The sequence below is a fragment of the Polyangium fumosum genome (assembly GCF_005144585.1).
GTDB lineage: Bacteria > Myxococcota_A > Polyangia > Polyangiales > Polyangiaceae > Polyangium > Polyangium fumosum.
In genome coordinates this window covers 1-20995 of the sequence record NZ_SSMQ01000121.1, presented here as the reverse complement: position 1 = coordinate 20995, position 20995 = coordinate 1, and the positions used below count along the sequence as shown (strand labels likewise).

At 69.2% G+C, this 20995-nt stretch carries 17 protein-coding genes; 9 read left to right on the top strand and 8 right to left on the bottom strand.

The window, feature by feature from the left end:
- The first annotated feature begins 758 nt into the window (after positions 1 to 758).
- The gene (locus E8A74_RS49540) at positions 759 to 1892 is read left to right on the top strand and encodes a S1C family serine protease (protein ID WP_136936204.1); all 1134 of its coding nucleotides are present in this window, start codon (positions 759 to 761) and stop codon (positions 1890 to 1892) included.
- 7 nt (positions 1893 to 1899) lie between these two features.
- Here E8A74_RS49540 and E8A74_RS49535 read toward each other — a convergent pair whose 3' ends face one another.
- Complete coding sequence (locus tag E8A74_RS49535; RefSeq protein ID WP_170229982.1) at positions 1900 to 3462, bottom strand: MYXO-CTERM sorting domain-containing protein; 1563 nt, start codon at positions 3460 to 3462, stop codon at positions 1900 to 1902.
- Between the two features lie 139 nt (positions 3463 to 3601).
- Between E8A74_RS49535 and E8A74_RS49530 the strand changes: the two genes are divergently transcribed.
- From E8A74_RS49530 to E8A74_RS49520, 3 genes are all read left to right on the top strand, one after another.
- Positions 3602 to 4369 carry a fumarylacetoacetate hydrolase family protein gene (locus E8A74_RS49530; RefSeq protein WP_136936202.1) on the top strand — a complete coding sequence of 256 codons (768 nt, stop codon included), beginning with the start codon at positions 3602 to 3604 and terminating at the stop codon, positions 4367 to 4369.
- Positions 4370 to 4428: 59 nt separating this feature from the next.
- Positions 4429 to 5586 (top strand): SUMF1/EgtB/PvdO family nonheme iron enzyme, encoded by a 1158-nt coding sequence (locus E8A74_RS49525; RefSeq protein ID WP_136936201.1) that lies wholly within the window; start codon positions 4429 to 4431, stop codon positions 5584 to 5586.
- A 170-nt stretch (positions 5587 to 5756) separates the two neighbouring features.
- On the top strand, positions 5757 to 7856 hold the full coding sequence (locus tag E8A74_RS49520; RefSeq protein ID WP_136936200.1) for an ATP-binding protein: 2100 nt from the start codon (positions 5757 to 5759) through the stop codon (positions 7854 to 7856).
- On the opposite strand, the gene E8A74_RS49515 is transcribed toward E8A74_RS49520, so the two are convergent.
- The 3 genes from E8A74_RS49515 to E8A74_RS49505 all read right to left on the bottom strand — a co-directional run bounded on the left by E8A74_RS49515 (position 7853) and on the right by E8A74_RS49505 (position 11032).
- A complete protein-coding gene (locus tag E8A74_RS49515) occupies positions 7853 to 9538 on the bottom strand; it encodes an LA_2272 family surface repeat-containing protein (protein WP_136936199.1) in 1686 nt (561 codons plus the stop codon). The genes E8A74_RS49520 and E8A74_RS49515 overlap by 4 nt on opposite strands.
- Positions 9539 to 9599: 61 nt before the next feature.
- The gene (locus tag E8A74_RS49510; RefSeq protein WP_136936198.1) at positions 9600 to 10433 is read right to left on the bottom strand and encodes a tetratricopeptide repeat protein; all 834 of its coding nucleotides are present in this window, start codon (positions 10431 to 10433) and stop codon (positions 9600 to 9602) included.
- A complete protein-coding gene (locus E8A74_RS49505) occupies positions 10430 to 11032 on the bottom strand; it encodes an RNA polymerase sigma factor (protein WP_136936197.1) in 603 nt (200 codons plus the stop codon). Before E8A74_RS49505 ends, E8A74_RS49510 begins: the two co-directional genes overlap by 4 nt.
- Positions 11033 to 11270: 238 nt before the next feature.
- Between E8A74_RS49505 and E8A74_RS55800 the strand changes: the two genes are divergently transcribed.
- Positions 11271 to 11939, top strand: coding sequence for a hypothetical protein (locus E8A74_RS55800; protein WP_136936196.1), 669 nt, complete (start codon positions 11271 to 11273; stop codon positions 11937 to 11939).
- A gap of 397 nt (positions 11940 to 12336) precedes the next feature.
- On the opposite strand, the gene E8A74_RS49495 is transcribed toward E8A74_RS55800, so the two are convergent.
- Positions 12337 to 12639 (bottom strand): hypothetical protein, encoded by a 303-nt coding sequence (locus E8A74_RS49495; protein ID WP_136971517.1) that lies wholly within the window; start codon positions 12637 to 12639, stop codon positions 12337 to 12339.
- An 89-nt stretch (positions 12640 to 12728) separates the two neighbouring features.
- Here E8A74_RS49495 and E8A74_RS49490 point away from each other — a divergent pair, with 89 nt between their 5' ends.
- Positions 12729 to 14012, top strand: coding sequence for a radical SAM/SPASM domain-containing protein (locus E8A74_RS49490; protein ID WP_136936194.1), 1284 nt, complete (start codon positions 12729 to 12731; stop codon positions 14010 to 14012).
- Between the two features lie 16 nt (positions 14013 to 14028).
- Here the strand turns inward: E8A74_RS49490 and E8A74_RS49485 are convergent, their stop codons facing one another.
- Positions 14029 to 15309, bottom strand: a complete 1281-nt coding sequence (locus E8A74_RS49485) for an alpha/beta fold hydrolase (protein ID WP_170229981.1) — start codon at positions 15307 to 15309, stop codon at positions 14029 to 14031.
- An 11-nt stretch (positions 15310 to 15320) separates the two neighbouring features.
- On the opposite strand from E8A74_RS49485, the gene E8A74_RS49480 reads away from it, so the two are divergent.
- The 3 genes from E8A74_RS49480 (at position 15321) to E8A74_RS49470 (ending at position 18750) form a co-directional block, all read left to right on the top strand.
- Complete coding sequence (locus E8A74_RS49480) at positions 15321 to 15890, top strand: DUF6992 family protein (RefSeq protein ID WP_170229980.1); 570 nt, start codon at positions 15321 to 15323, stop codon at positions 15888 to 15890.
- A gap of 145 nt (positions 15891 to 16035) precedes the next feature.
- A complete protein-coding gene (locus E8A74_RS49475) occupies positions 16036 to 17889 on the top strand; it encodes a vWA domain-containing protein (protein WP_232380093.1) in 1854 nt (617 codons plus the stop codon).
- A gap of 12 nt (positions 17890 to 17901) precedes the next feature.
- A complete protein-coding gene (locus tag E8A74_RS49470) occupies positions 17902 to 18750 on the top strand; it encodes a hypothetical protein (RefSeq protein ID WP_136936190.1) in 849 nt (282 codons plus the stop codon).
- On the opposite strand, the gene E8A74_RS49465 is transcribed toward E8A74_RS49470, so the two are convergent.
- Both E8A74_RS49465 and E8A74_RS49460 read right to left on the bottom strand, forming a co-directional pair.
- The gene (locus E8A74_RS49465) at positions 18747 to 19739 is read right to left on the bottom strand and encodes a Rieske 2Fe-2S domain-containing protein (protein ID WP_136936189.1); all 993 of its coding nucleotides are present in this window, start codon (positions 19737 to 19739) and stop codon (positions 18747 to 18749) included. The two genes, E8A74_RS49470 and E8A74_RS49465, sit on opposite strands and share 4 nt — an antisense overlap.
- Before the next feature lies 1 nt (position 19740).
- Complete coding sequence (locus tag E8A74_RS49460; protein WP_136936188.1) at positions 19741 to 20874, bottom strand: flavin-containing monooxygenase; 1134 nt, start codon at positions 20872 to 20874, stop codon at positions 19741 to 19743.
- Positions 20875 to 20995: the final 121 nt, after the last annotated feature.

Here is a 20995-nt window from a genome sequence, read left to right as displayed (position 1 = left end):
CGTTCGTTCTGAGCCAGGATCAAACTCTCCAGTTAAACTTGCTGGAGGTCACCTCGGTCCGGCTAAAGACCGGGTGACGGCTCATGCCTTATTGGCATGACGTGTTGCCTCGACCGTGCTTGCGCAGATACGAGGCGAGGGCCACGTCACCACACGTTATTGCGTGTTGCGTACAATCCAGTTTTCAAGGACCGAGCCGAAGGCTTGTGGCAGACACTCCTGCCATTCCTTCGTTCTGTCATCTCGCCGTCTGTCCAGGCCGCTTTTGCGACGCCGTTCCTTGCGGCGAGGTCGGTTGTTTTAGAGCGTCTCGTTCGCTCTGTCAACCTTTTTTTGCTTCCGCTACGCTGGATCTTCCTTCCAGCTTCGCTTCGGCACCCCTTTCGCTTGGACTCCGCTTGCCTCTTCGGCTTGCGTTTTCCTCGCGATCCAGCGCCTTCAGGGTTTGCCCTCCAGCGCGTCGGGGAGGCGGACTTTACTCACTCCGTTCCGCCTGTCAAGCACCCCGTTTCTTTTTTTCGTCTCACCGTTCTCTCTACTGAGGGACCGGCTGAGACATTTAGCCCGGGGGGCCTGCCCCGTCTCGCCCTGGATCTGTCGTCCCGGGCGCGTCGGGGAGGCGGAACATACTCCCCCCCTCAGGCCTGTCAAGGAAATCGTCCGGAGGGCTTTGGATCTCTGCTGTTCGGTTGCCCGGCACACCGGGTGGAGCCAGGATCCGCCCTCCGGCTCACCTCGATCGTTCCTGCGAAGGCCGCATGAAAACCGCATCCAAAGCCCTCGGAATCCTGCTCCTCGTCGCCTCTGTCTTCGGTTTGGGTTTCTTCCTCGGGCGCTCGCGCCAGCTCCCGCCTTCTCCTCCTTACGAGTTCGCGCGCCCCGCCGAGCCCGCACCTCCACAACCGCCCATCCCCGAGGAGCTCACCGGCGACGAGCGCCGCGACATCGACGTCTTCCGCCGCGCTTCCTCGGCCGTCGTGTTCATCACGAGCATCGCAGTCCAGCGCAACCTCTTCTCCTTCGACGTCATGCAGATCCCGCAAGGCACCGGCAGCGGCTTCCTCTGGGATGACGCCGGCCACGTCGTCACGAACTTCCACGTGATCCAGCAAGGCGACCGCTTCTCCGTCACGCTCGCCGATCAGTCGGAGTGGGACGCGAAGGTCGTCGGCACGGCCCCCGAAAAAGACCTCGCCGTTCTTCAGATCGAGGCGCCCAAACAAAAACTCGTCCCCCTGCCCGTCGGCCGATCCCGCGATCTGCTCGTCGGCCAGCGCGTCCTCGCCGTCGGCAACCCCTTCGGCCTCGATCACTCGCTCACGGTCGGCGTCGTCAGCGCACTCGGCCGCGAGCTCACCTCGCCGATCGGCCGAAAGATCCGCGACGTCATCCAGACGGACGCTGCCATCAACCCCGGCAACTCCGGCGGCCCGCTGCTCGACTCGAGCGGCCGCCTCATCGGCGTGAACACCGCGATCTACAGCCCGAGCGGCGCATCTTCAGGGATCGGCTTCGCGATCCCCGTCGACACGGTGGCCCGGCTCATCCCCCAGCTCATCGAGAAAGGACGCGCTTCGGTCGCCGGGATCGGCGTGCAGGTGAGCCCGACGCTGGATCGCGCCGCGCGCCGCGCCGGGATCGAAGGTGTCGTCATCTACGAGGTGATCGAAGGCTCGCCCGCGGAGAAGGCTGGGCTCGAGGGCGTTCGCGTGGCCCGCGGCAAGCGTGTGGTGCTCGGCGACGTGATCGTGGCCATCGACGGCAAGCGCGTGCGAACGAACGAAGAGCTGCTCGATGCGTTCGATCACGTCGGGCCGGGCCGCCAGGTGAAGCTCTCGGTGATCCGTGAAGGCAAGGAGCGGGACGTGTCGGTGGAAGTCGTCGCGATGTGACGCGCGCTCAAGCTGAGCCGCGACGACGACGACGGCCGAGGCTCAAGAGGAGGCCGAGCAACACCGGCGCCGCAGGACCCGGCGGCTCGTTCGTGCCCAAACGACATCCACAACCTTCGGCGTCCACCGCATCTCCGCTCCCGCCCGCACCTCCGCTCCCGCCCGCGCCTCCGCTTCCGCTCGCGCTTCCGCTCGCGCCTCCGCCCCCGCTTCCGCCTACGCCTCCGCTCCCGCCTCCACAGACGACCGTCGGCTTGATGGCCTCGGCCAGCTTCCATCCAGGGTTCGTGCCCGCACCCGCGTACGCGCCGCGGAAAGCGAAGTCCTTGCGGGGGCTGCCGTTGAAGTCACACGCGTGCTCGGAGTCGTCCACGAACGCGGACGTGTCGAGCGGGCTCGTCTCGGCCTTGCCGGGCAGCGGGTAGAAGTCCATGTCGCCGAGAACCATCGACGGCTTCTGCACGAAGTTCGCTGCATTCGCCGCGACGTCGACGAGGTTCGAGCCCGTGCCCATGCTCGGCCCGGAGACGGCCTCGTCCGCGAACACGAGGTTGCCCGCGACGAGATCCCCCTCGGTCGCCTCGCTGCCGAAGACGACGGCGCGCTTCGCCGCGTAAAACGTGTTGTCGTAGACGCGCGCGTAGAGGAGCGGGAAGCCGTCGTGTTGCGTGAGCCGGAGGGCCGTGTCCGCGACGTCGACGAAGACGTTGTCGTGCACGGAGACGCGGCCGGTCGCCTGCAGGAGCGACTCGCTTGTGTTGTGCACGAAGACGTTGCCGTAGATCTCCGTGAGCGCGCCCGCGCCCGGTCCGCTCGCAGGCGGGCCGCCGACGAGCAAGTTCGGCCGCGCGCCGTCCGGGCTCGGCTGGTCGTCCTTGAGGAAGACATTGTGCCGGAGGATCGTGCGCGGCGCGTCGACGCTCGGGAGCGCGGCGTGCGCGGGCCAGGCGTTCTGGTTCTTGATCTGGATGCCGTAGCCGATCGTGCGCTTGACGAGGTTGTACTCGATGACCGCGCCCACGAAGGGATCGGCGTAGTTCGAGTTGCCGAAGTACATGCCCGTGCCGGCACCGTCGATGACGTTGCGACGCACGATCCAGCCGTGGGTCGGGGTCTTCGTGGAGATGGCCACGGTCTGCTGCGAGCCGCTCTGGCCAACGAAGGTACAGCCCTCGATGCGCACGTGGTGGACGATGTTGTTCGTGCCGTTCTTGGCGCTGACGCCGAACACGCCGGGGATGCCCTTGCCGTCGACGGTGAGGTTCTCGATCGCGACGTACGAGGCGTTCACGAGCTCGACGGTGTTGCAGCAGGCGTCGCCTTCGAAGATCGCTGGCGCGCCGGAGGCAGGGCCGCGGACGGTGATCCACGCGGCGTCGGTGCCGTTCAGATTCGTGATCGGCAGGCCCTGCGTGTACGTGCCCGGGGCGAGGACGAGCGTGTCGCCGGGCTTCAACGTGTCGAGGAGGTCACGGTAGTTCGACGGATCCGCGTCGATGTCGGCCGCGTCCGCGACGGCAGCGGCGAAGAAGATCGAGAAGAAAGCGAGAGAAGCGTGGCGCTTGCGCATGGCCCGCATCGTACATGCAGGCCTCAGCGACGATCCGATCGACCACGACACGACGAACGTGCTCGGTCTGGACGGGCGTGGATCCCGAGAGCGCTTCGCTGAACGCGAGGCCCCGCATGCTACGCTCGGCGGAAGCACGATGACTACGTTTGCACGCATCGATCGAGGCGAGGGGCGCGCGGCTTTCGCGCGTCTCCACGGGGACAGGCTCCGCTTGCTCGCAGGCGCGCCCTGGGAACGAACATCCGAGACGGGAGAGGAAGTGCCTCTCGCCGGCGCGCGCCTGCTCGCGCCAGTCACGCCCTCCAAGATCGTGTGCGTGGGCCGGAACTACCGCGCGCACGCCGCCGAGCTCGGCAACGACGTCCCGGTCGAGCCGCTCCTCTTCTTCAAACCGCCCTCGTCGATCATCGCCGCGGACGAGACGATCGAGCTGCCCGAGGAGAGCAGCCGCATCGATCACGAGGCCGAACTCGGCGTGGTGATCGGCGCGCGTTGCCGTCGCGTCTCCGAGGAGCGCGCGCTCGACTTCGTCTTCGGCTACACGTGCGTCGACGACGTCACGGCGCGAGATCTGCAGAAGAAGGATGGCCAGTGGACGCGGGCAAAGGGGTTCGACACCTTCTGCCCCACGGGCCCGCTCCTCGTCACCGGGATCGATCCGAGCGCGCTCGCCGTGCGTTGCCGCGTGAACGGGGAGATCCGACAGGACGGGAACACGCGCGACCTGATCTTCTCGATCACGCGGCTCATCGCGTACATCAGCGGCGTCATGACGCTCGAACCCGGGGACCTCATCGCGACCGGGACGCCGCACGGCGTCGGTCCGATCGCGGCCGGCGACGTCGTGGAAGTCGAGGTCGAAGGCGTGGGGACGTTACGAAATCCAGTCCGCCCGCGCGGCTAGGCCGCCGCTCTCTTGGCCACGCGGCGAGGGCGCGGACACAATGAGAGGCGCGATCCGCGATGCCCCTCGATCCTCCCCGCCCCGACTCCGTGCCGCCGCTCGCCTCGACGCTCGTCGAGGCGCCGCAAACGCCGCGCCTCGGACGGCGGGCGCTGGGCGAGGCGGCGCTCGTGGTCCTCGCGCTCGGCACCGCCGCGACGCTCGTCCTCTCCGTCACCCTCCCGCCGCAGCGGCACCTCACCGCGCGCCGGCTCGCGACGTTCCTCCCCGCACCTCCGCCGCCTCGCACGCTCGCCCCGGACGATCTCGACCACGAGCCCGAGACGCTCGACGCGCAACGCACGCGCCTGCTCGACCGCATGCGCGCTGGCCTCGGTTTGTCAGAAATGCAGATAGACGCGGTCCGCGCGCTCTTCGACGCCTCGCCCGTGCTCGGCCAGGGCAACCCTGCGATCTCGCGCCACCCGATGTCGCGCTCGGAGTGCCGGCGCGTCCGCCTCGAGGCCGGCGTCACGGAGGCGAACGTACCCGCCTGCGGGGCGCCTTCCATGGTGCCGCTCTACGATCCTTCGTCCGGCCAAACCGCAGAAGGCGCGCGAGTCTGCATCGACCAGCTCGAATTCCCGAACCTACCGTGTGAATACCCCGTCGTGCACGTGCGCGCGAGCGAGGCGGCGGCGCTCTGCCGGGCCGTCGGCAAGCGCATCTGCGACACGCACGAATGGGAGGGCGCCTGTGCGGGCGCGGTCCGGACGCCGGAGACCGAATACGAATGGGGGCGGCCCCGCGCCGAGGCGACCTGGTACCACAACTACAAACGCGAAAAAGTCTGGGCCTACGGCGCCGCCCGAAACCACGCCCTCTGCGGCACGTCGAGCAGCCGCACCCCCGGTTGTCCGGGCGGCGGCTACGACCAGTGTGGCTCGAATACCTATCCCGCCGGCGCCTTCCCGGCTTGCCGGAGCCCGCTCGGCGTCTTCGACATGCACGGCAATGCCGCGGAGCACATGAACCTGCCCACGTTGCCCGAGGAGCTCGCCGCGAGCGGCGGGCTCGGCTTCACCGAAATGAAGGGGAGCTGGTTCGTGTTCGCCACGATCGAGGCCCACGAGGACGATTGCCGCTGGCGCGCGCCGAGCTGGCACGAGACGCGCCTCGGCAGCGAGAACAGCCACGCGAATTATCACCTCGGCTTCCGCTGCTGCAAAGACATCTAAAAGCCGAAAGCCTGCCGAACGCAGAATCTCCCGAAGGGCAGCCCTTCCCGCCGCTCCGCCTCGGCTCCCGCGTGCGTCGACGTGGCGTCGCGCCTGCTCCGCAGTACACTCGACGGTACAGGGAACGGGACCGTACCGAGGGAGCCCTCGGCGCCGCCTGATCGGTTCAATTGCCGCATCACCGGAAATTCGTTCTTGCCGTCGAGACGCCCAGGCACGCGCGTGCCGAGCACACGCATCTGCATATCCTGGCGAAAGCGGCGAGTCGGCTCGTCCTCTGCGACGAGCCGTCGGACCTGCTCGGATCGCTCTTCGAGGAGCTGGCGAACGACCTCGGCGTCGAGCTTTACTTCAATTTCCTGGTCGGCGAAGCGCCGGATACCCTCGTCCTCGAGTCGGCCGGGGGAATCTCGCCCGAGGACAGGCTCAAATATCGGCAGATCGCGTTCGGCCAGTACATGTGCGGGACCGTCGCCGCGACCCGCAAACCCCTCATCGCCCTGGACCTCCAGCGCTCGAACCTCGAGCCCGGGGCGGACCTGAAAAAGGCGGGCGTGCAGGCCTATGCGGGATATCCGCTCATGTCCCACGGCCGCCTGCTCGGCACCCTGGCATTCGCCACCACGAAACGCCCGCGCCTCCACGCCGACGAGCTCCAGCTCATGCAAATGCTCAGCGATCAGGTCGCGGCCGTGCTCGAGCGCAATCGCCTCGTCCGGAGCCTGCGGACGAGCGAAGAGGCCGCGCAGCGCCACCTCGCGCTCCTGCAAAACGTCTATTCGACCGCCCCGGTGGGCCTTTGTTTTCTCGATCGGAGCCTCCGGTACGTACACGTCAACGAGACGCTTTCGCGCATCACGGGGCGTCCCATCTCCGAGCACCTCGGCCGTACGCTCGGGGAATTCATTCCGGACGCCACCCCGTTCAAGGAGCTCTGCCAGCGGGTCCTCGCATCGGGGCAGGCCGTCACGAATTGCGAACTCCGCCATGCGCTGCCCGAGGGTGATCGGCATTGGCTCGTCAGCGTCCATCCCGTGCGCGACGAAGCGTCGACGTTGCTCGGCATCAATGTGGTCGTGCAGGAAGTCACGGAGAGAAAACGCGCCGAGCAGGCCCTCCGCGAGAGCGAGCAGGCCCTCCGGGAGGCCGATCGCCGCAAGGACGAGTTCCTCGTGATGCTGGCCCACGAACTGCGAAATCCCCTCGCCCCGATTCGTACGGCCATTCAGGTCCTCGATATCACGGGAGGCGACGCGCCGGACGTCGTGCGCACGCGCGAGATGATCCAGCGGCAGGTCACACACATGGCCCGGATGATCGACGATCTGCTCGACGTCTCGCGCGTCGCCCGCGGCAAGATCGAGCTGCGCAAGGAGCCTTGCAGCCTCACGCGGATCGTCCGCCAGGTGGCCGACGATTATGGGCCGGCGTTCCGGGGCAATGGCATCGAGCTCTGCGTCTCCCTGCCGGACGAGCCGGTCTGGACCCTGGGAGATCCCACGCGCCTCTCGCAGGTCATCGGCAATCTCCTGCACAACGCGCTCAAATTCACGGACGCGGGCGGACAGGTGCACGCTTGCCTCGTCCCGGATCCGGCGACGAACACCGCGACGATCGTGGTGAAGGATTCGGGCATCGGCATGGAGCCCTCGATGATCCCGCGCGTCTTCGAGACCTTCAGCCAGGCCGATAGCAGCCTCGATCGAAAGCGGGGCGGCCTCGGCCTCGGGCTCTCCCTGGTGCGGAGCCTCATCACCTTGCACGGCGGATCCGTCGAGGCGCACAGCGAGGGCCCGGGGCGCGGCTCGACCTTCCGCGTGCGGCTGCCGCTCTCGTCCGCGCCGGAGCGTACCACCGGACAAACGGAAGCCACCCGGCCCGTCTCCCGTGCACGCGAGGAGACCTTGCGGGTGCTCGTGGTCGAGGACAACCGCGACACGGCGGACATCCTCAAGGAATTGCTCATTCTCCTCGGGTATCGCGCCGAGGTCGCGTATACCGGTCCTTCGGGGCTCGACGTGGGGCGCAAGCTCGCGCCGGACGTGGTCCTTTGCGATCTCGGTTTGCCGGGGATGGACGGGTATGCGCTCGCGCGGGCGCTCCGGGCCGATCCGGCGACGGCGCGGGCGTACCTCATTGCGCAGACCGGGTACGGCCACGCGGAGGATCGCCGCCGCGCGCGGGAAGCAGGCTTCGATCTGCACATGACGAAGCCGATCGACCCGACCGAGCTCGAGCGCATCTTGTCCTCGGTCGCGGCGCGCGCTTAAAACGTCCGCAAGCCGATCGTCACGCCGGGCCAGCCGAACACGGGGCTCGGGGCGGTCAGATCCAGGCTCCCGCTGTCGTACGGGGCGAGCAGGGCGTCTTCCACCGAGCGTGCATTGACCACGGTGTAACTCGGGCCCGCGAAGACGCCGAGGCGCGCGCCGATCTCCAGGGCGGCGACGACACGCGCCTGCGCGAGGAATGCGGTGGGAGCGAGGCTCGGCGTCTCGTGCAGCGAATAGCCGAGGAGATCGACGTCGACGGAGAACCGCTTCGAGAGTTGCACGTGTCCGCCGAGGCCCAAGCTGAACACGAGGCGCCGCTCGGCGCCCACGACGCGCGTGCCGATGCCGTAAATGTTGTGGATGTAATCGCCGCCGTGCTCGATCCCGGCCATCACGATGCCCGTCTCCTGGCCCCAGAGATCGATGTGCAGGCGGCCGCGACGGACAATGTTGAGCAGGCCAAACGAGAACGTGGAGCGGTCCGCGTAGTTGACGAGCCCGATCTGCACGCCTTTGACCGGGCTCGTGGCCACGTTGACGACGCCGAGCTGGATCCCCGACACGGCGCCCGCGATGTTCAGCACGCCGAGCTGCGCGCCGACCACGTCGCCGGCGATGTCGAGGGCGCCCATTTGCACCCCTTTCACCGGGCCCGCGACGATATCGATGCTGCCCATCTGCACGCCGCGCAGAGAGGAGGCGAAATTCAATCCGGCCGCCATCTGCACGCCGCGCACGGGGCCGGCCACGATGTTGGCGAGGGCGGTGAGCTGCGCGCCGCAAGCGAATTCGCGCTCGATGTTCAGACCGAGCCCGAGCTCGAACCCGTCGAGGCCCGTGCCATATCCGGCCAGGAAGTTCGCCGAGAGGTTGTGCACGACGTTCGACCCCCGGCGCGTCGACGTGCCGATCCGCGGAAGCGCGTTCGCGCCCGCAAAAAACTGCGTGGCGTCATGACGCCAGCAAGGCGCGAGCTCTTCGAGCGAGGGCGTACGCATCGGCGTCGTGGGAGGCTCGGCCGCAGGCGCAGGCGCGCGCGCAGGCGTGGCCTTTCGTGGCGCGGGGTCGCTTTTGGGCGCCGCCGCCTTCGCGGGCACTTCCTGCGCCGGAAGCTCGTTTTTTTCCGGGACCGGAGGCTCGACCGGTGCGTCGCTCGATGCCTCGCTCGGCGCCTCGCTCGGTGTCTCCTCCAGCGGCTCGCTCGGCGCAGCCGCGGGTTTGTCCTCGGACCGTTTGCCGAGGAGCGCCGCGAGCTCGGCCGCCTCGTCGCGCGCGAGGTTCCCCGCGAGCAGGGCCAGCGTGTCCGCCGCGCGCTCGGCGTCGTCCGGAAGATCGATCGTACGACCGACGATCGCCCCCTCGCCGTCGGCGCGGTACGTCAGCGTCACGCGCCGCCCGCCCTCGCCGCGCAGCACGAACGAAGCTTTCCCTGCCGGCGCCGCGCCCGAGAGGACCACGGTCTTGCCAATCTCCCGGCCAATCGCCGCGCGCACGGCTTCCGGATCGACATCCCACGGCAAACCTTCCACGACGAGGACGACCGCGCTGCCCGTTGATTCCTCGGCATGCGCCGCGCGGCTATACGTGGGCACGGCGAGCGGGCCCGCGGCGAGCAAGGAGACGCGGAGCGCGAGGAGAATGGCGCGCGAGGCCCTCGTGGCGGCGTCGTTTCGGTTCATCGCGGACTTCGTGCCCGGAGGGGATCCATTCGTTCTTTTGACGCGCACGATTCGACAGGAATCAAGGCGTGGGGCCGCGCATCGCGTCGAGCAGCGCTTTCGCCTCGGCCTTGCGGTAGCCGCCGAAGGAGCCCGACGCGAAGAGCTCCAGCGTCCGCTCGGCCTCGGCCGTTCGTCCGAGCCGCACGAGGCAAAGCGCCCGGTTGTAATGGGCCTCGGGCGCGAACCGGCCGCGCGGCGCCGCCCGCAAATAAGCGTCCCACGCCGCGAGCGCGCCGGCCGGATCCCGCGTGACGAAATGGGCCTGATGGGCAGCGCGGTACAACGCGTCGTCCGTGTCGACCCGAGGCGCAGGCGCCGCCTCGGGAGCTTCGATGGCGGCCGCTTCGGTCGGCGCGCTCGGCTTGGGAGACGACGCGGCCGCGACAATCTTTGGCGCTACGACCGTTGGAGCTCCCACGGTCTCGGCAGGCGCGGCAGGCGCCTCGCTCGGCGGCGGGACCTCGGGCTCGGCCGCCTTTTCCGCGGGCATTTCTGCCTTGTCCGCAGGCGCTTCCCCCGTGACCGCAGGCGCTGCGTTTTTCGCGACAGGCCTCCCCGCGGGGGGAATCGCGGGCGCCGTCGCGGGCGCCTCCTCTTCTTCTCGTCCGAACCCGAGATCGTGCTTGAGCTCGTACCAGACGCTCGGCAATCGGTGCGTCGCCTCGGCCCACGCGACCGAGCCCACGAGCACGGCCGCGAGCGGGACGAACACCCGGATCGCCGCGAGCTTGCGCGCGCGACGCGACTTCAGCGTGGCGAGGACGCGGGCGCGCGTCTCGGCTTGCCGGCCCTGCGATGCATCGGCCTCTTCGCGGAGCGCGCGGGTGGCGGCGCGGAGCATGTCGTCCTTCATCGGCTCTCCTCCTCGTCGAGCAGGGCCCTGAGCTTCTGCTTCGCGTGGAACAGGCGCGTGCGCGCCGTGGCCTCGGGCACGCCCATGATCTCGGCGGCCTCGCGCGCGCTGCGATCCTCGACCTCGCAGAGCACGAACGCCACACGTTGCGGGACGGGGAGCTGATCGAGGGCGCGGTCGAGCGCGCGGGCCAGCGCGGCGCGGCTCACGTCCCGCTCCGGGTTCGGCGCGTCCGGCAGAGGCTCGCGGCCGAGCCGCTCCAGGGCCACGCGGCGGCGCGCGGCGGAGCGGAGGTGATGGCGGGCGTGGTTCACGGCGATCGAGACGAGGAACGTCTTGAGCGACGACTCGCCGCGGAACCGCTGCGCCGCGCTGGGCAAGCTGACGAACACGTCGTGGACGAGGTCCTCGGCCGCCGCGTCGTCGCCGGTGAGGCGGCGGGCGAAGGCGCGGACGGTGGCGTAGTGCTCGTCGTACACCTCGGCGATCGCAGAGCTCTCGCCGCGACGCAGCCGCTCCACGAGCTCCTCCTCGACCCGGGCGGCGCTGGCCGTGGGGCGCGAGAAAAAGAGAGGCGCAAGCAAATCGAGGGCCCTCATCGCCCCTCTTCGTGCCCGCAACAAGGGCGTTCGTTCAAGCCCCCACGTCGATTTCGTGCCCCTCCGGGCGAACGTACCCGCGCGGACGGACCGCGGGGGTCTTCGGCTCGTGTCCTCTCGTACAAACGGAAAAGAATTGAACGAACGGCGCGGGACGGGGCACCCACGGACGAATCGACAGGAGGCGCGTGGTGACGAGCCTTCGTCAGGACAAACCTACCACCGTTCGAGGTGACGAATGATGACGCGTCGCGCGGCCCATGCGTGGGCTCTCGGGTTGTTTCTGTCCATGGTGACGGTGACGGGCGGGTGCTACATCGAGCACGGCAATGGCCCCTGGGACGATGAATGGTCGGAGGGGACCGGCGGGTACGGGCCGGCGGGCATCTGCAACGACATGTGTGATCACCTCGCCGGCTGCGGGGCGATCGACGCCGACGCGTTCGCCGCCTGCATCGATGGCTGCAATGCCCAGCACGCGTCGACGCCTTACCTGGTGGAGACGGGCTGCATTTGCGTGATCGAGGCGGGGTGCGTGGATCTCGACGCCTATGCATGTCCGGGCGCGCCGCTGCCCCCTCCGCCCGGCAACGGCGGCGAAGGCGGCTACGGCACCGGCGGCGGCAGCAGCGACACCGGCGGCTACGGCGGCGGCGGCGTCGGCGGCAGCGGCGAAGGGGGTTGGTCCTCGGTCGAATGCGAGGCGGATTGTGATTGTCCGGGCGGCGCGTCGTGCATCGACAACACGTGCAAGGTCGCCTGCGTGGCGTCGTGTGAATGCCCGACGGGCCAGAGCTGCGTCGGCGGATATTGCGAGGCCCCGCCGGCGCCGCAGCTCCCCTGCCAGGTGGATTGTGATTGCCCGAGCGGTCAGGTGTGCAGCGCGGGCGTTTGCGCGGGGGATTGAATTACGAGGTTTTCTCGCCCTCGTCGTCCGGGAGGTTTGGCGGGGGCACGAAGCCCGGCGGAACCCAATCCGGCCGCGACGGACCCGATGCGGGAGGCACCGGCGGCATGGGCGGGGGGCCGAATCCGTACCCCTGCGGCACGGGCGCGTTGGCCGGCAGCGGCGGCGCGCCGTACCCCGGAGCGGGCGGCGGGCCGCTCGATGGATCCCATGGCGGAGGGACAAGCGGAAATGGCGGCGGCTGCTGCCAGAATTCAGGCGGTGGAGGCGGCGGGCGGTTCTCCTCGGTGGCGCCCAAGAACCAGGTACACGACACGCAGGAAAGGTCCCTGAGCGAATTCGGGGCGCCGCACATCGTGCACAGTCGGGTCGCAGTGGACATGGTCGGAGCCCTCGTTCAATCCGTCCCGGCGTCCTGGCTGCCGCCCGCGCCGCCGTCCCCGCCTGCGCCGCCGTCCCCGCCCGCGCCGCCGTTGCCTCCCCCGCCCGATCCATCGATCGGCGGAACGCCATAGGCCGCGGTGACCACGCAGCCCTCGGCCGCCGCGGCCGCGAGGGTCAGACCGAGCAGGAGCGCGGCCGCGCTGCGCAGCGGAGCGCCGCTCTCGCCGCGCAGACGAGCGCCGCAATGAGGGCAATCGTTCTCGGTCGATCGCGCATGACACCCACAAGCCGAACAGAGCACGAGCATGGGAGGCATGGGTGTCATGGTCGCAACGACCTGGCAGCCTCGTCAAGCGCTCTCGTGCCCCGCGACACGAAAGCACGAACCGGTTAAGCTCGGCGCCCATGGCCGATCCTCGGATCCCCCCGACGACCCCCGCCCCCCGCGCGCGCAGGCCCGAGGACGGCGACGCGCCGATCCCCCTCTTCGCCGTCTGGGAGCTGACGATGAAATGCGATCAGCCCTGCCAGCATTGCGGATCGCGCGCGGGCCACGCCCGGAACGCCGAGCTCTCGACGAACGAGGTCTTCGAAGTCGCCGACAGTCTCGCCCGCCTCGGCTGCCGCGAGGTCGTGCTCATCGGCGGCGAGGCCTATCTGCGCGAGGACATCCACGCGATCGTCGGTCGCCTCGCCCGGCACGGGCTCCGCGTCATCATGCAGACGGGCGGCCGCGCGATGACGGTCGAACGGGCGCGAAAGCTGCGCGACGCCGGCCTCACGGCGCTCGGGGTCTCCGTCGACGGCACGGCGCCGATTCACGACGAGCTTCGCGGCAATCGCGGCAGCCACGCCGCCGCGATGCGCGCGTTCGACGCGGGCGCAGCCGCCGGGCTGCTCCTCACCGCGAATACGCAGATCAACCGCCTGAACATGGGCGTCCTGCGCGAGATCGCCACGGAAGTCCGCGCCCGCGGCGCGCTCGCGTGGCAAGTGCAGATCACGGTGCCCATGGGCCGCGCGGCCGATCGGCCCGAATGGATCGTCGAGCCGTGGCACGTGGTGCCGATCATCGACACGCTCGCGGCCATTCAGCGCGAGGCCGCGATCGAGGGCCAGGGCAAGGGCTGGATCTTCGACGTCGTGGCGGGCAACAACCTCGGCTATTACGGCCCGCACGAGGCCCTGCTTCGCTCACGGCCGGGCGGACAGGAGGCCTACTGGAGCGGCTGCCGCGCAGGGATATCCGGCATCGGCATCGAATCCGACGGGACCGTGAAAGGCTGCCCCTCGCTGCCCACGGCGCCTTACGCGGGCGGCAACGTACGCGCGATCTCGCTCGACGCCATCTGGGAGCACGGGGAGGCGCTGAAGTTTTCCCGCGAGCGGACGGAGGACGAGCTCTGGGGGTTCTGCCGGACCTGTTATTTCGCCCCGTATTGCCGTGCGGGCTGTTCGTGGACGACCCACTGCACGCTCGGACGGCGCGGAAACAACCCGTTCTGTTATCACCGCGTGAAGGAGCTCGAAAAACGCGGCGTGCGCGAGCGAATCGAGAAGCGGAAAAACGCCCCGCAACAGCCCTACGACTTCGGCCTGTTCGAGCTCGTAGAGGAGCCGCTCGGCGCAGAGCCCGTCGACCTGCCGGGCGAGGCGCCGCGGCGCAGGTTGCCGATCGCTTCCGATTGACACACGCGAACGCTGATCAGGTAGACACGAGCCCCTCGTGCGCGAGCCATTCGAGCACGGCGCGGAGGAGTCCTTCGTCCCGTACGCCGGCGCGTGGATTCCTGAAGCTCTGCGCGAGGCTCTCGTGCCTGCGCATGTCGTGCGCCACCTTGTCGAGGAGCACGAACCGCGACCGCCCCGGCGACGCGGCCGCGATCTCGTCCGCGATCATCCGCCCCTCGTCCGGCGCGGCGGCCCAATCGTAACTGCCGTGCAGCACGAGCACGGGCACGTTCGTCATCCTCCAGAGCGCGGAGAGTTCGAGTCGCTCGATCTCCTGAAACAACGAGACATGCCGGCCGAACATCGTCTCGCCGTGGCACGACGTCCCTTCGAGCCACGCGAACTCGGGGCGCCTCGCGAAGACGTCCCGCGGGAATATGCCTTCCCGACAAACGCTCGTGTACATCTCGCTCCACGCGGCGACGTACGTTTCGAGCTCCTCGCCCTCCATCCCGGCGAGCACGCGTTGCTGCCGCGTCGCCCGCACCATGCAATCGACCCATTTGTGCGAGGTCGTGCCGAACACGGCGACGCCGCGAACATTCAACCCTCGCCCCGCGAGGAAGGGCGCCATCATTCCCCCGAGGCCGTGGCCGAAGACCACCTGATCGCCGACGAGGGGCTCGTGACAGAGGGCCAGGTTCGCATCGTAATACCCCTGCAGCTCATCGAAGAAGCCCAACGTTTGGCAGGGCGGCCCCTCGCTGTCGCCCACGCCGCTGCGCTCGACGCGCATCGTGGCGATTCCCGCAGCAGCGAGGCCTTCGAGGAGCTGTCGCATCGGATCCTCCGGATCTTGCGAGAGCTCACACGACCCCGTACCCAGGCCCGAAAGAAAAAGTATTCCCGGGAAGGGCGGCTTTCCGGACGTCGGGATCGCCAGCAACGTCCTTTGCCGCCACGATCCCCGCACGGTCACGTGTCCCAGACGAACCTCCGCCCCCGCGATATGCTCGACCGGCAGCGGCGTGGCCTTGCCCGGGAGCGTCACGCGCGCGCCGTCCCGCACGATCTCGAAATGGAGCGGCGCGCCGGGCACGAGGCCTCGCACGAGCGCGACGAGCGCGCGCGGCTCGGACACCGTCGCGCCGCCCAGCGAAAGCAGGCGATCGCCCGCGCGCACGCCCGCGAGCGCGGCGGCCCCGCCTTCGGCCACCCGCACGACCGGGAGGCCCTCGGAGACACCTTCCGCAGGGCGCGCCCGAAGCTCGAGTCCGAGGAAGGGTCTTCGGGGGAGCGCGTCGTCTTGGTACATTCCAAACCACGATGCCACGGCGCGCCCTCGGGATCCACGTCTTCGCCTTGCTCCTCGCGCCCGCGATCGCGCGCGCCGAGCCGCCTTCATCCGCGATCACGCCCGTGCCGCTGCCGGTACCGAAAGGTCCCGATCCCGCGGCCGCCGCCGCCCTTGCCGCGCGCGAGGCGCACCTCGAAACACAAACGCGAGCGATGACCGTGCTCACGAGCTGGGCCCTCGCCAGCCTCGCCACGGGCGCCGCGTTATGGGCCACGGGCGGCGACGCCTACACCCGCTCGATCGGCATCCAGAACGTCGCCTGGGGCGCGGTCGACGGCGTCATCGCCGGGTTCGGCTACCGCGGCCTCGCACAGCAGCGCGGCCTCGACAAACCTCTTTCCTTCTGGCAGGCCGAGGACCGCAGGATGCGAGCGATCTTCCTCGTGAATGCGGGGCTCGACGTCCTCTACGTGGCGGCCGGGGCCTTGATGGTCGGGTTTGGCAAGAACGACTGGGTCCGCGGCGCCGGCGCGGGCGTCGCCCTGCAAGGCAGCTTCCTCTTCACCTTCGACATGGCCATGGGGCTCGGTGCCCGTTGAGCTCCGACAACGGCCGACGCCGCGAGTTCCCGCTCCCCTTGGGATCGAAAATCGGCGAGGATCGGCGGAGCCGCCGTAGATCGTCCGCGGCCCTGCTTCGTCGAACCGCACCGGACACGACGTCTCGAGCCTGAGGGATATGACCATGTCGCGCATGTCGAAGAGCGGTACCTCGATGATCCTCGGAAGCCTCTGCCTGGCGAGCGTCCTCGGCGGCGGCGGGTGCACGAAGGCAGCCCCGAGCAACGAGGAAGCGCCCGCGCTGGCGCCTCCCGACGAGGCGAACACCCGGGCCAAAGGTGAGCAGGGCTTCCTGGCCAACGACGGCAAGCAGGAAGCGCAGGCGGGCAAGTACGACGTCCGCGGCGGCGACATGACCCGCGCGCCGGGGGATGCCCCAGCCGCCGCGGAGAAGGCCAAGGCCGGCGGCGGCGCCGCCGCCCCGCCGCCCGCCCCGACCCAGGCGCTGATCCCGCCCGCCGCGAATGACGCGCCCACGATCGACCCGAACGGCCGGTTTGCCACGACATACCGTCCCGGCGGCGGCCACCTCGCCGCGTTCGAATCCGCCGTCGCGCGCGGCATCATCCCCCCGGGCGAGCGCGAGCTCGTCTCGGACGTCGGCGCTCGCTACGTCACGGGCTTCGAGGTCCCGAAGGGCAAGGCGCTCGGCATCCAGGCCGGCCTCGAACGCGGAAAACTCCCGCCCTCGGGCAGCCCGTTCCACCTCCGCCTCACGCTGAAATCGAGCTCCGACAAACCCGCCGAGCGCCCGCACCTCTCCGTTCACCTCGTCCTCGACGTGAGCGGCTCGATGCAAGGCGAGTCGATCAAGCAGGCCCGCGAGGCCGCGAGCGCGCTCGTCGACAAGCTCGCCCCGAGCGACGACTTTTCCCTCGTGACGTTCTCGACCGACGCCGAGGTGAAGATCCCCGACGGCCCCGTCGGCGCGCGCCGCGAGGCCATCAAGAAGGTCATCGCCGAGATCAAGGAAGGCGGCGGCACCAACATTTCGAGTGGCCTCGAGCTCGGGTATGCGCAGGCCGAGACGAAGAGCATCCCCGAGGACGCGGTGAAGGTCGTGCTCTTGCTCTCCGACGGCCGCGCGAACAGCGGGATCAAGTCGGCGAGCGGCATCTCGAAGCTCGCGCTCGACGCCTTCCAGAAGGGCATTCAAACGAGCACGTTCGGCCTCGGCGCCGATTACGACGGCGCGCTCATGAGCGCGATCGCCGAGGACGGCGCGGGCGGCTATTATTACCTGCGCGACGCGGCACAGATCGCCCCGGCGCTCGGCACCGAGCTCGACAAGCGCCTCGACCCGGCGGCGACGGCCGTCGAGGTCCGCGTGCGCCTGAAGAAGGGCTTTGATCTGCTGAAGGTCTACGGCTCGCGCCGCCTCTCGGAGGCCGAGGCGCAACGCGTGCGGGCGCAAGAGGTCGCGGCGGACGAGCAGGCGGCGAAGCGCGACAACATCAAGCAAGACCGCAAAGAGGACAACGAGGGCGGCATGCGCTTCTTCATCCCGGCCTTCGCCGCGGGCGACAGCCACGCGCTGCTCTTCCAGCTCCGCGCGGGCGCCGGCGTGGGCAAGGGGCAGCTCGCGCTGGTCGAGCTCAAGTACAAGGACCGCATTTCCAAGAAAAACGTGACGGAGGAGTTCCCGGTCGACATCGAGTGGGCCGACTCCGACGCGGCGAGCGGGGCGACGATCGACGGCTCCGTGGCCCGCACGATCCAGGGCTTCGCCGCGGGCGAGACGCTCGCGCGCGCAGCACAGAACGTCGCGGGGGGCGACAAGCAGTACGCGATCAGCCTGCTGACCGAGCGCGAGACGATCCTGCGCGAGGCGGCGAAGACGCTCGAAGAGCCGCTCTTCCTGAAGGACGCCGATCGCCTCGCCCGCATGCGCGAGCACGCGGCGCAGAGCACGGGCATGGGGGATCCGCTCCTCTTCGCCATGCTGCTCGAGACCGCGAGCCGCTCGCACCTGCGTTAGGCTGATACGGACATGTCCGATCCGATCGTCCTCAGGATCCCGCTCGACAAGCCCGCCGTGCACGTGGACGTGGCGGCGGGACAAACCATCACCCTGCGCGGGTTCTACACGTCGAAGCACGACGGCTCGATCCTCGACGCGGCCACGACGACCTGGCCGAAGGAGGCGCCCGGAGGCGCGTCGGTCGATCCGGTGGGGCTCGTGGAGGTGGAGGCGGGCGGGTTTCACCTGACGAAACGAAACGTGGACGCGCACGAGGCGGAGCTCGTCGCGACGGGCTCGGGCGCGGAGGCGTGCGCGGCGGCGGGCGTCGAGGCGCCGTGCCTCGTCGTGAACAAGCGAATCGCGCTGCAAAAGCGGCTCATGGGCTGGGAGGAGTTCAAGGGCTCGCTCGTCGGCGAGGGGATCACGGCGGTCCTGCCGCCGCCGCCCGTGGTGGAGGTCGCGGCCGGCGTGATGCCGTATGTGCAAGCGGGCGCGGGCGTGGTGATCGCGGCGGTCGTCGGATTCGCCGCGTGGACGTGGAAAAAGAAGCAGGACGCCTCGCCCGCGGGGCAGATGCTTTCGCTCGCGCGTGGGGTGAAAGATCAGCTCCGGCGCGCCGATCCGGTGCTGGCGGCGCCGCTCGCGCCCGCGGTGGACGCGGCGATCCGGTCGCTCCGCGAGCGGCGCGTGGACCCGGGATCGGCGGAAGGAAAGCGGGTCGCCGAGGCGCTACGGAAGACCTCGGCGCGGCTCGAAGCCTCGATGCGGGAGGAGCAGGCGGCGAAGGAGCAGGCGGCCGCCGACGAGCTCGTGCAGGAAATGGAAGCGGCGCTCGAAGCGGCCGACGAGGTGAAGCGCGCGCACCGGGCGGTCTAGCCGCGGCCGCGGTAGATCGTCTCGATGCGCTTTCGCGCGAGCCCGAGCGGTTTGTCGAAGCGGCTCAGGGTCCTGCCGCGGAGCTCGGGCCGTTTGTCCGCGAGTTTGCCGAGGAGCGTGACGTCGCGCCGCAGCTCCATCACCACGAACGCACGCGTCAGGAGGTACGTGAAGGCATTGAGCCCGTACCGCTCCCACGGCGCCACAAGCGCGTACGAGAGCGCGAAGATGTCCGTCCGTTCGGCCGTGACGGGCACGAAGAAGACCACGATCCGCAGGGCATTCGGCCGCCGCTGCCGCGTCGCCGGATCGAACCAGTATTGATCGTAGATCGTATAGACCGGCGAGAACCACGTGGTCCAGTCGTCCACGAAGGTATCCCCGGGCTCGATCTGGAGCAGCGAATACAGCGGCCGCGGGAGCGCCTTTTGCGGGCCTTCGTTGACGACACGAACGCTCGTGTCCGTGCTCGTCACCTCGCACGTGACCTCCGCCATGCGCTCGCGTGGATAACCGAGCAGCGCGTGGACCTCGGGCGTGTGCTCGACCTCGATGAAATTGTCGAGCGTGACCTCGAGCGGCGCCTCCGCCCGGTGCCGCGTCTTGCCGATGAGGTGATAACCACTCACGTCGATCGTGGGGAACACGACCGGAGATCCGCGGCGCTTGATCCAGATCAGGCCGAATCGCTCGACGACGTCGAAAGCATCGGCGCAAGGGCGCGCCGCGGGCGTGGCCGGGCTCTTTCCCTCGCCGTCCGGCGCGAACGACCATCCATGGTAGGGACAAACCAGCCGCCCGCCCTCCACGCGCCCCTCGCTGAGGCGCATGCCGCGGTGCGGACACACGTCGGCGAGCGCGCCGAGGCTCGCCTTCCCATTCGAGGCGCGAAACAGGACGAGCTCGTGCTCACAGACGCGGACGGGCGCGGGCTTCGAGCCGAGCGCGTCGGCGAAGAGCACCGGGTGCCAGTGATCGAGCTCGGCCATTTCAACGTCTCTCCCCCGCGAGGTGCTCCGCGACACGCTCGGCCTCGATCGCGATGTCGTGCAGCGCGCCGGTGAGCGGGTTCCGGAAGCCGATGAAAAAGAGCCCCGGCGCCCCAGGCACCGGCTCACCGAAATAACGCGGATAGCCCCGTTCGTCGAGCCAACCCTCCGCGTCCTCGAAATACTCGGAGATCCCGGTCCGATACCCCGTGGCGAGCACGACCGCGTCGAAGGGGCGCGTGGTCCCGTCAACGAAGTGCACCTCGCCAGGGTCGAAGGAACGCACGTCCTTCACCACGTCGATCTGCCCTTGCTTGACGAGCTCCAGCGTGCCCACGTCGATGAGCGGGATGCGCTTTTCGAGGACGACCTGCGAGATCGGGCCGAGCTTGGGGCGCGTGAAGCCGTACGGCGTGAGGTCCCCGAGCATCCGATCGAGGGCAAAAAGCGAGATGGCGTCGGCGACCTTGGGCGGCAGGCGCGAGAACAAAAAGAGCGAGGTGAGCTGCGAGGGGACGCCCGTCAAATCCCGCGGCACGACGTGCACGGGGCCGCGGACCGAGAGCGCAGGCTTGGCGCCGTGCTCCCAGAGGTCGAGCGCGATCTCCGCGCCCGAGTTGCCCGCGCCCACGACAAGGACCCTCTTTCCGCGCCAAGGATCGCCGTTCTTGTAGCGGGAGCTGTGCAGGATCGGTCCGCCGAACGAGGCGTCGCCCGGCCAGGTCGGGACGTTGGGGACGCGGTTGTATCCCGTCGCCACCACGAGCGCGCGCGTCCGGTACTCGTTCGCCTCGGTGCGAAGGACGAATCCCCCGTCCTCGCGCCGCGCCGAGCGGACATCCTCACCGAAGAGCGGCGTCAATTCGAAGTCGCGCGCGTAGGCGTCGAGGTACGCGACCATCTGCGCCCGCGACGGGTAGGTCGGTGTGCCGGCAGGCCAGGGCATGCCCGGCAATGACGAGAAGCGCTGCATGGTGTGCAGGTGCAGCCGCTCATAATGGTTTCGCCAGGACGATCCGACCTCGGTCGATCGCTCGAGGATCTCGAAGGGAATGCCGCGGGACCGCAAGCACGCCCCGACGGAGAGCCCCGACGGACCGGCGCCGACGACGATGACCTCGGTCTCTTCGCGCATTGGTAAATCCTACCTTGTTCTGCGCGACCATCCGCGCATGGTTCTGGCAAGACTCCCGTTCAAACCGTGCGTGCGGATTTCCCGCACACGGCTTACCGGTGGTCTCTCGGGCAGCGGCATC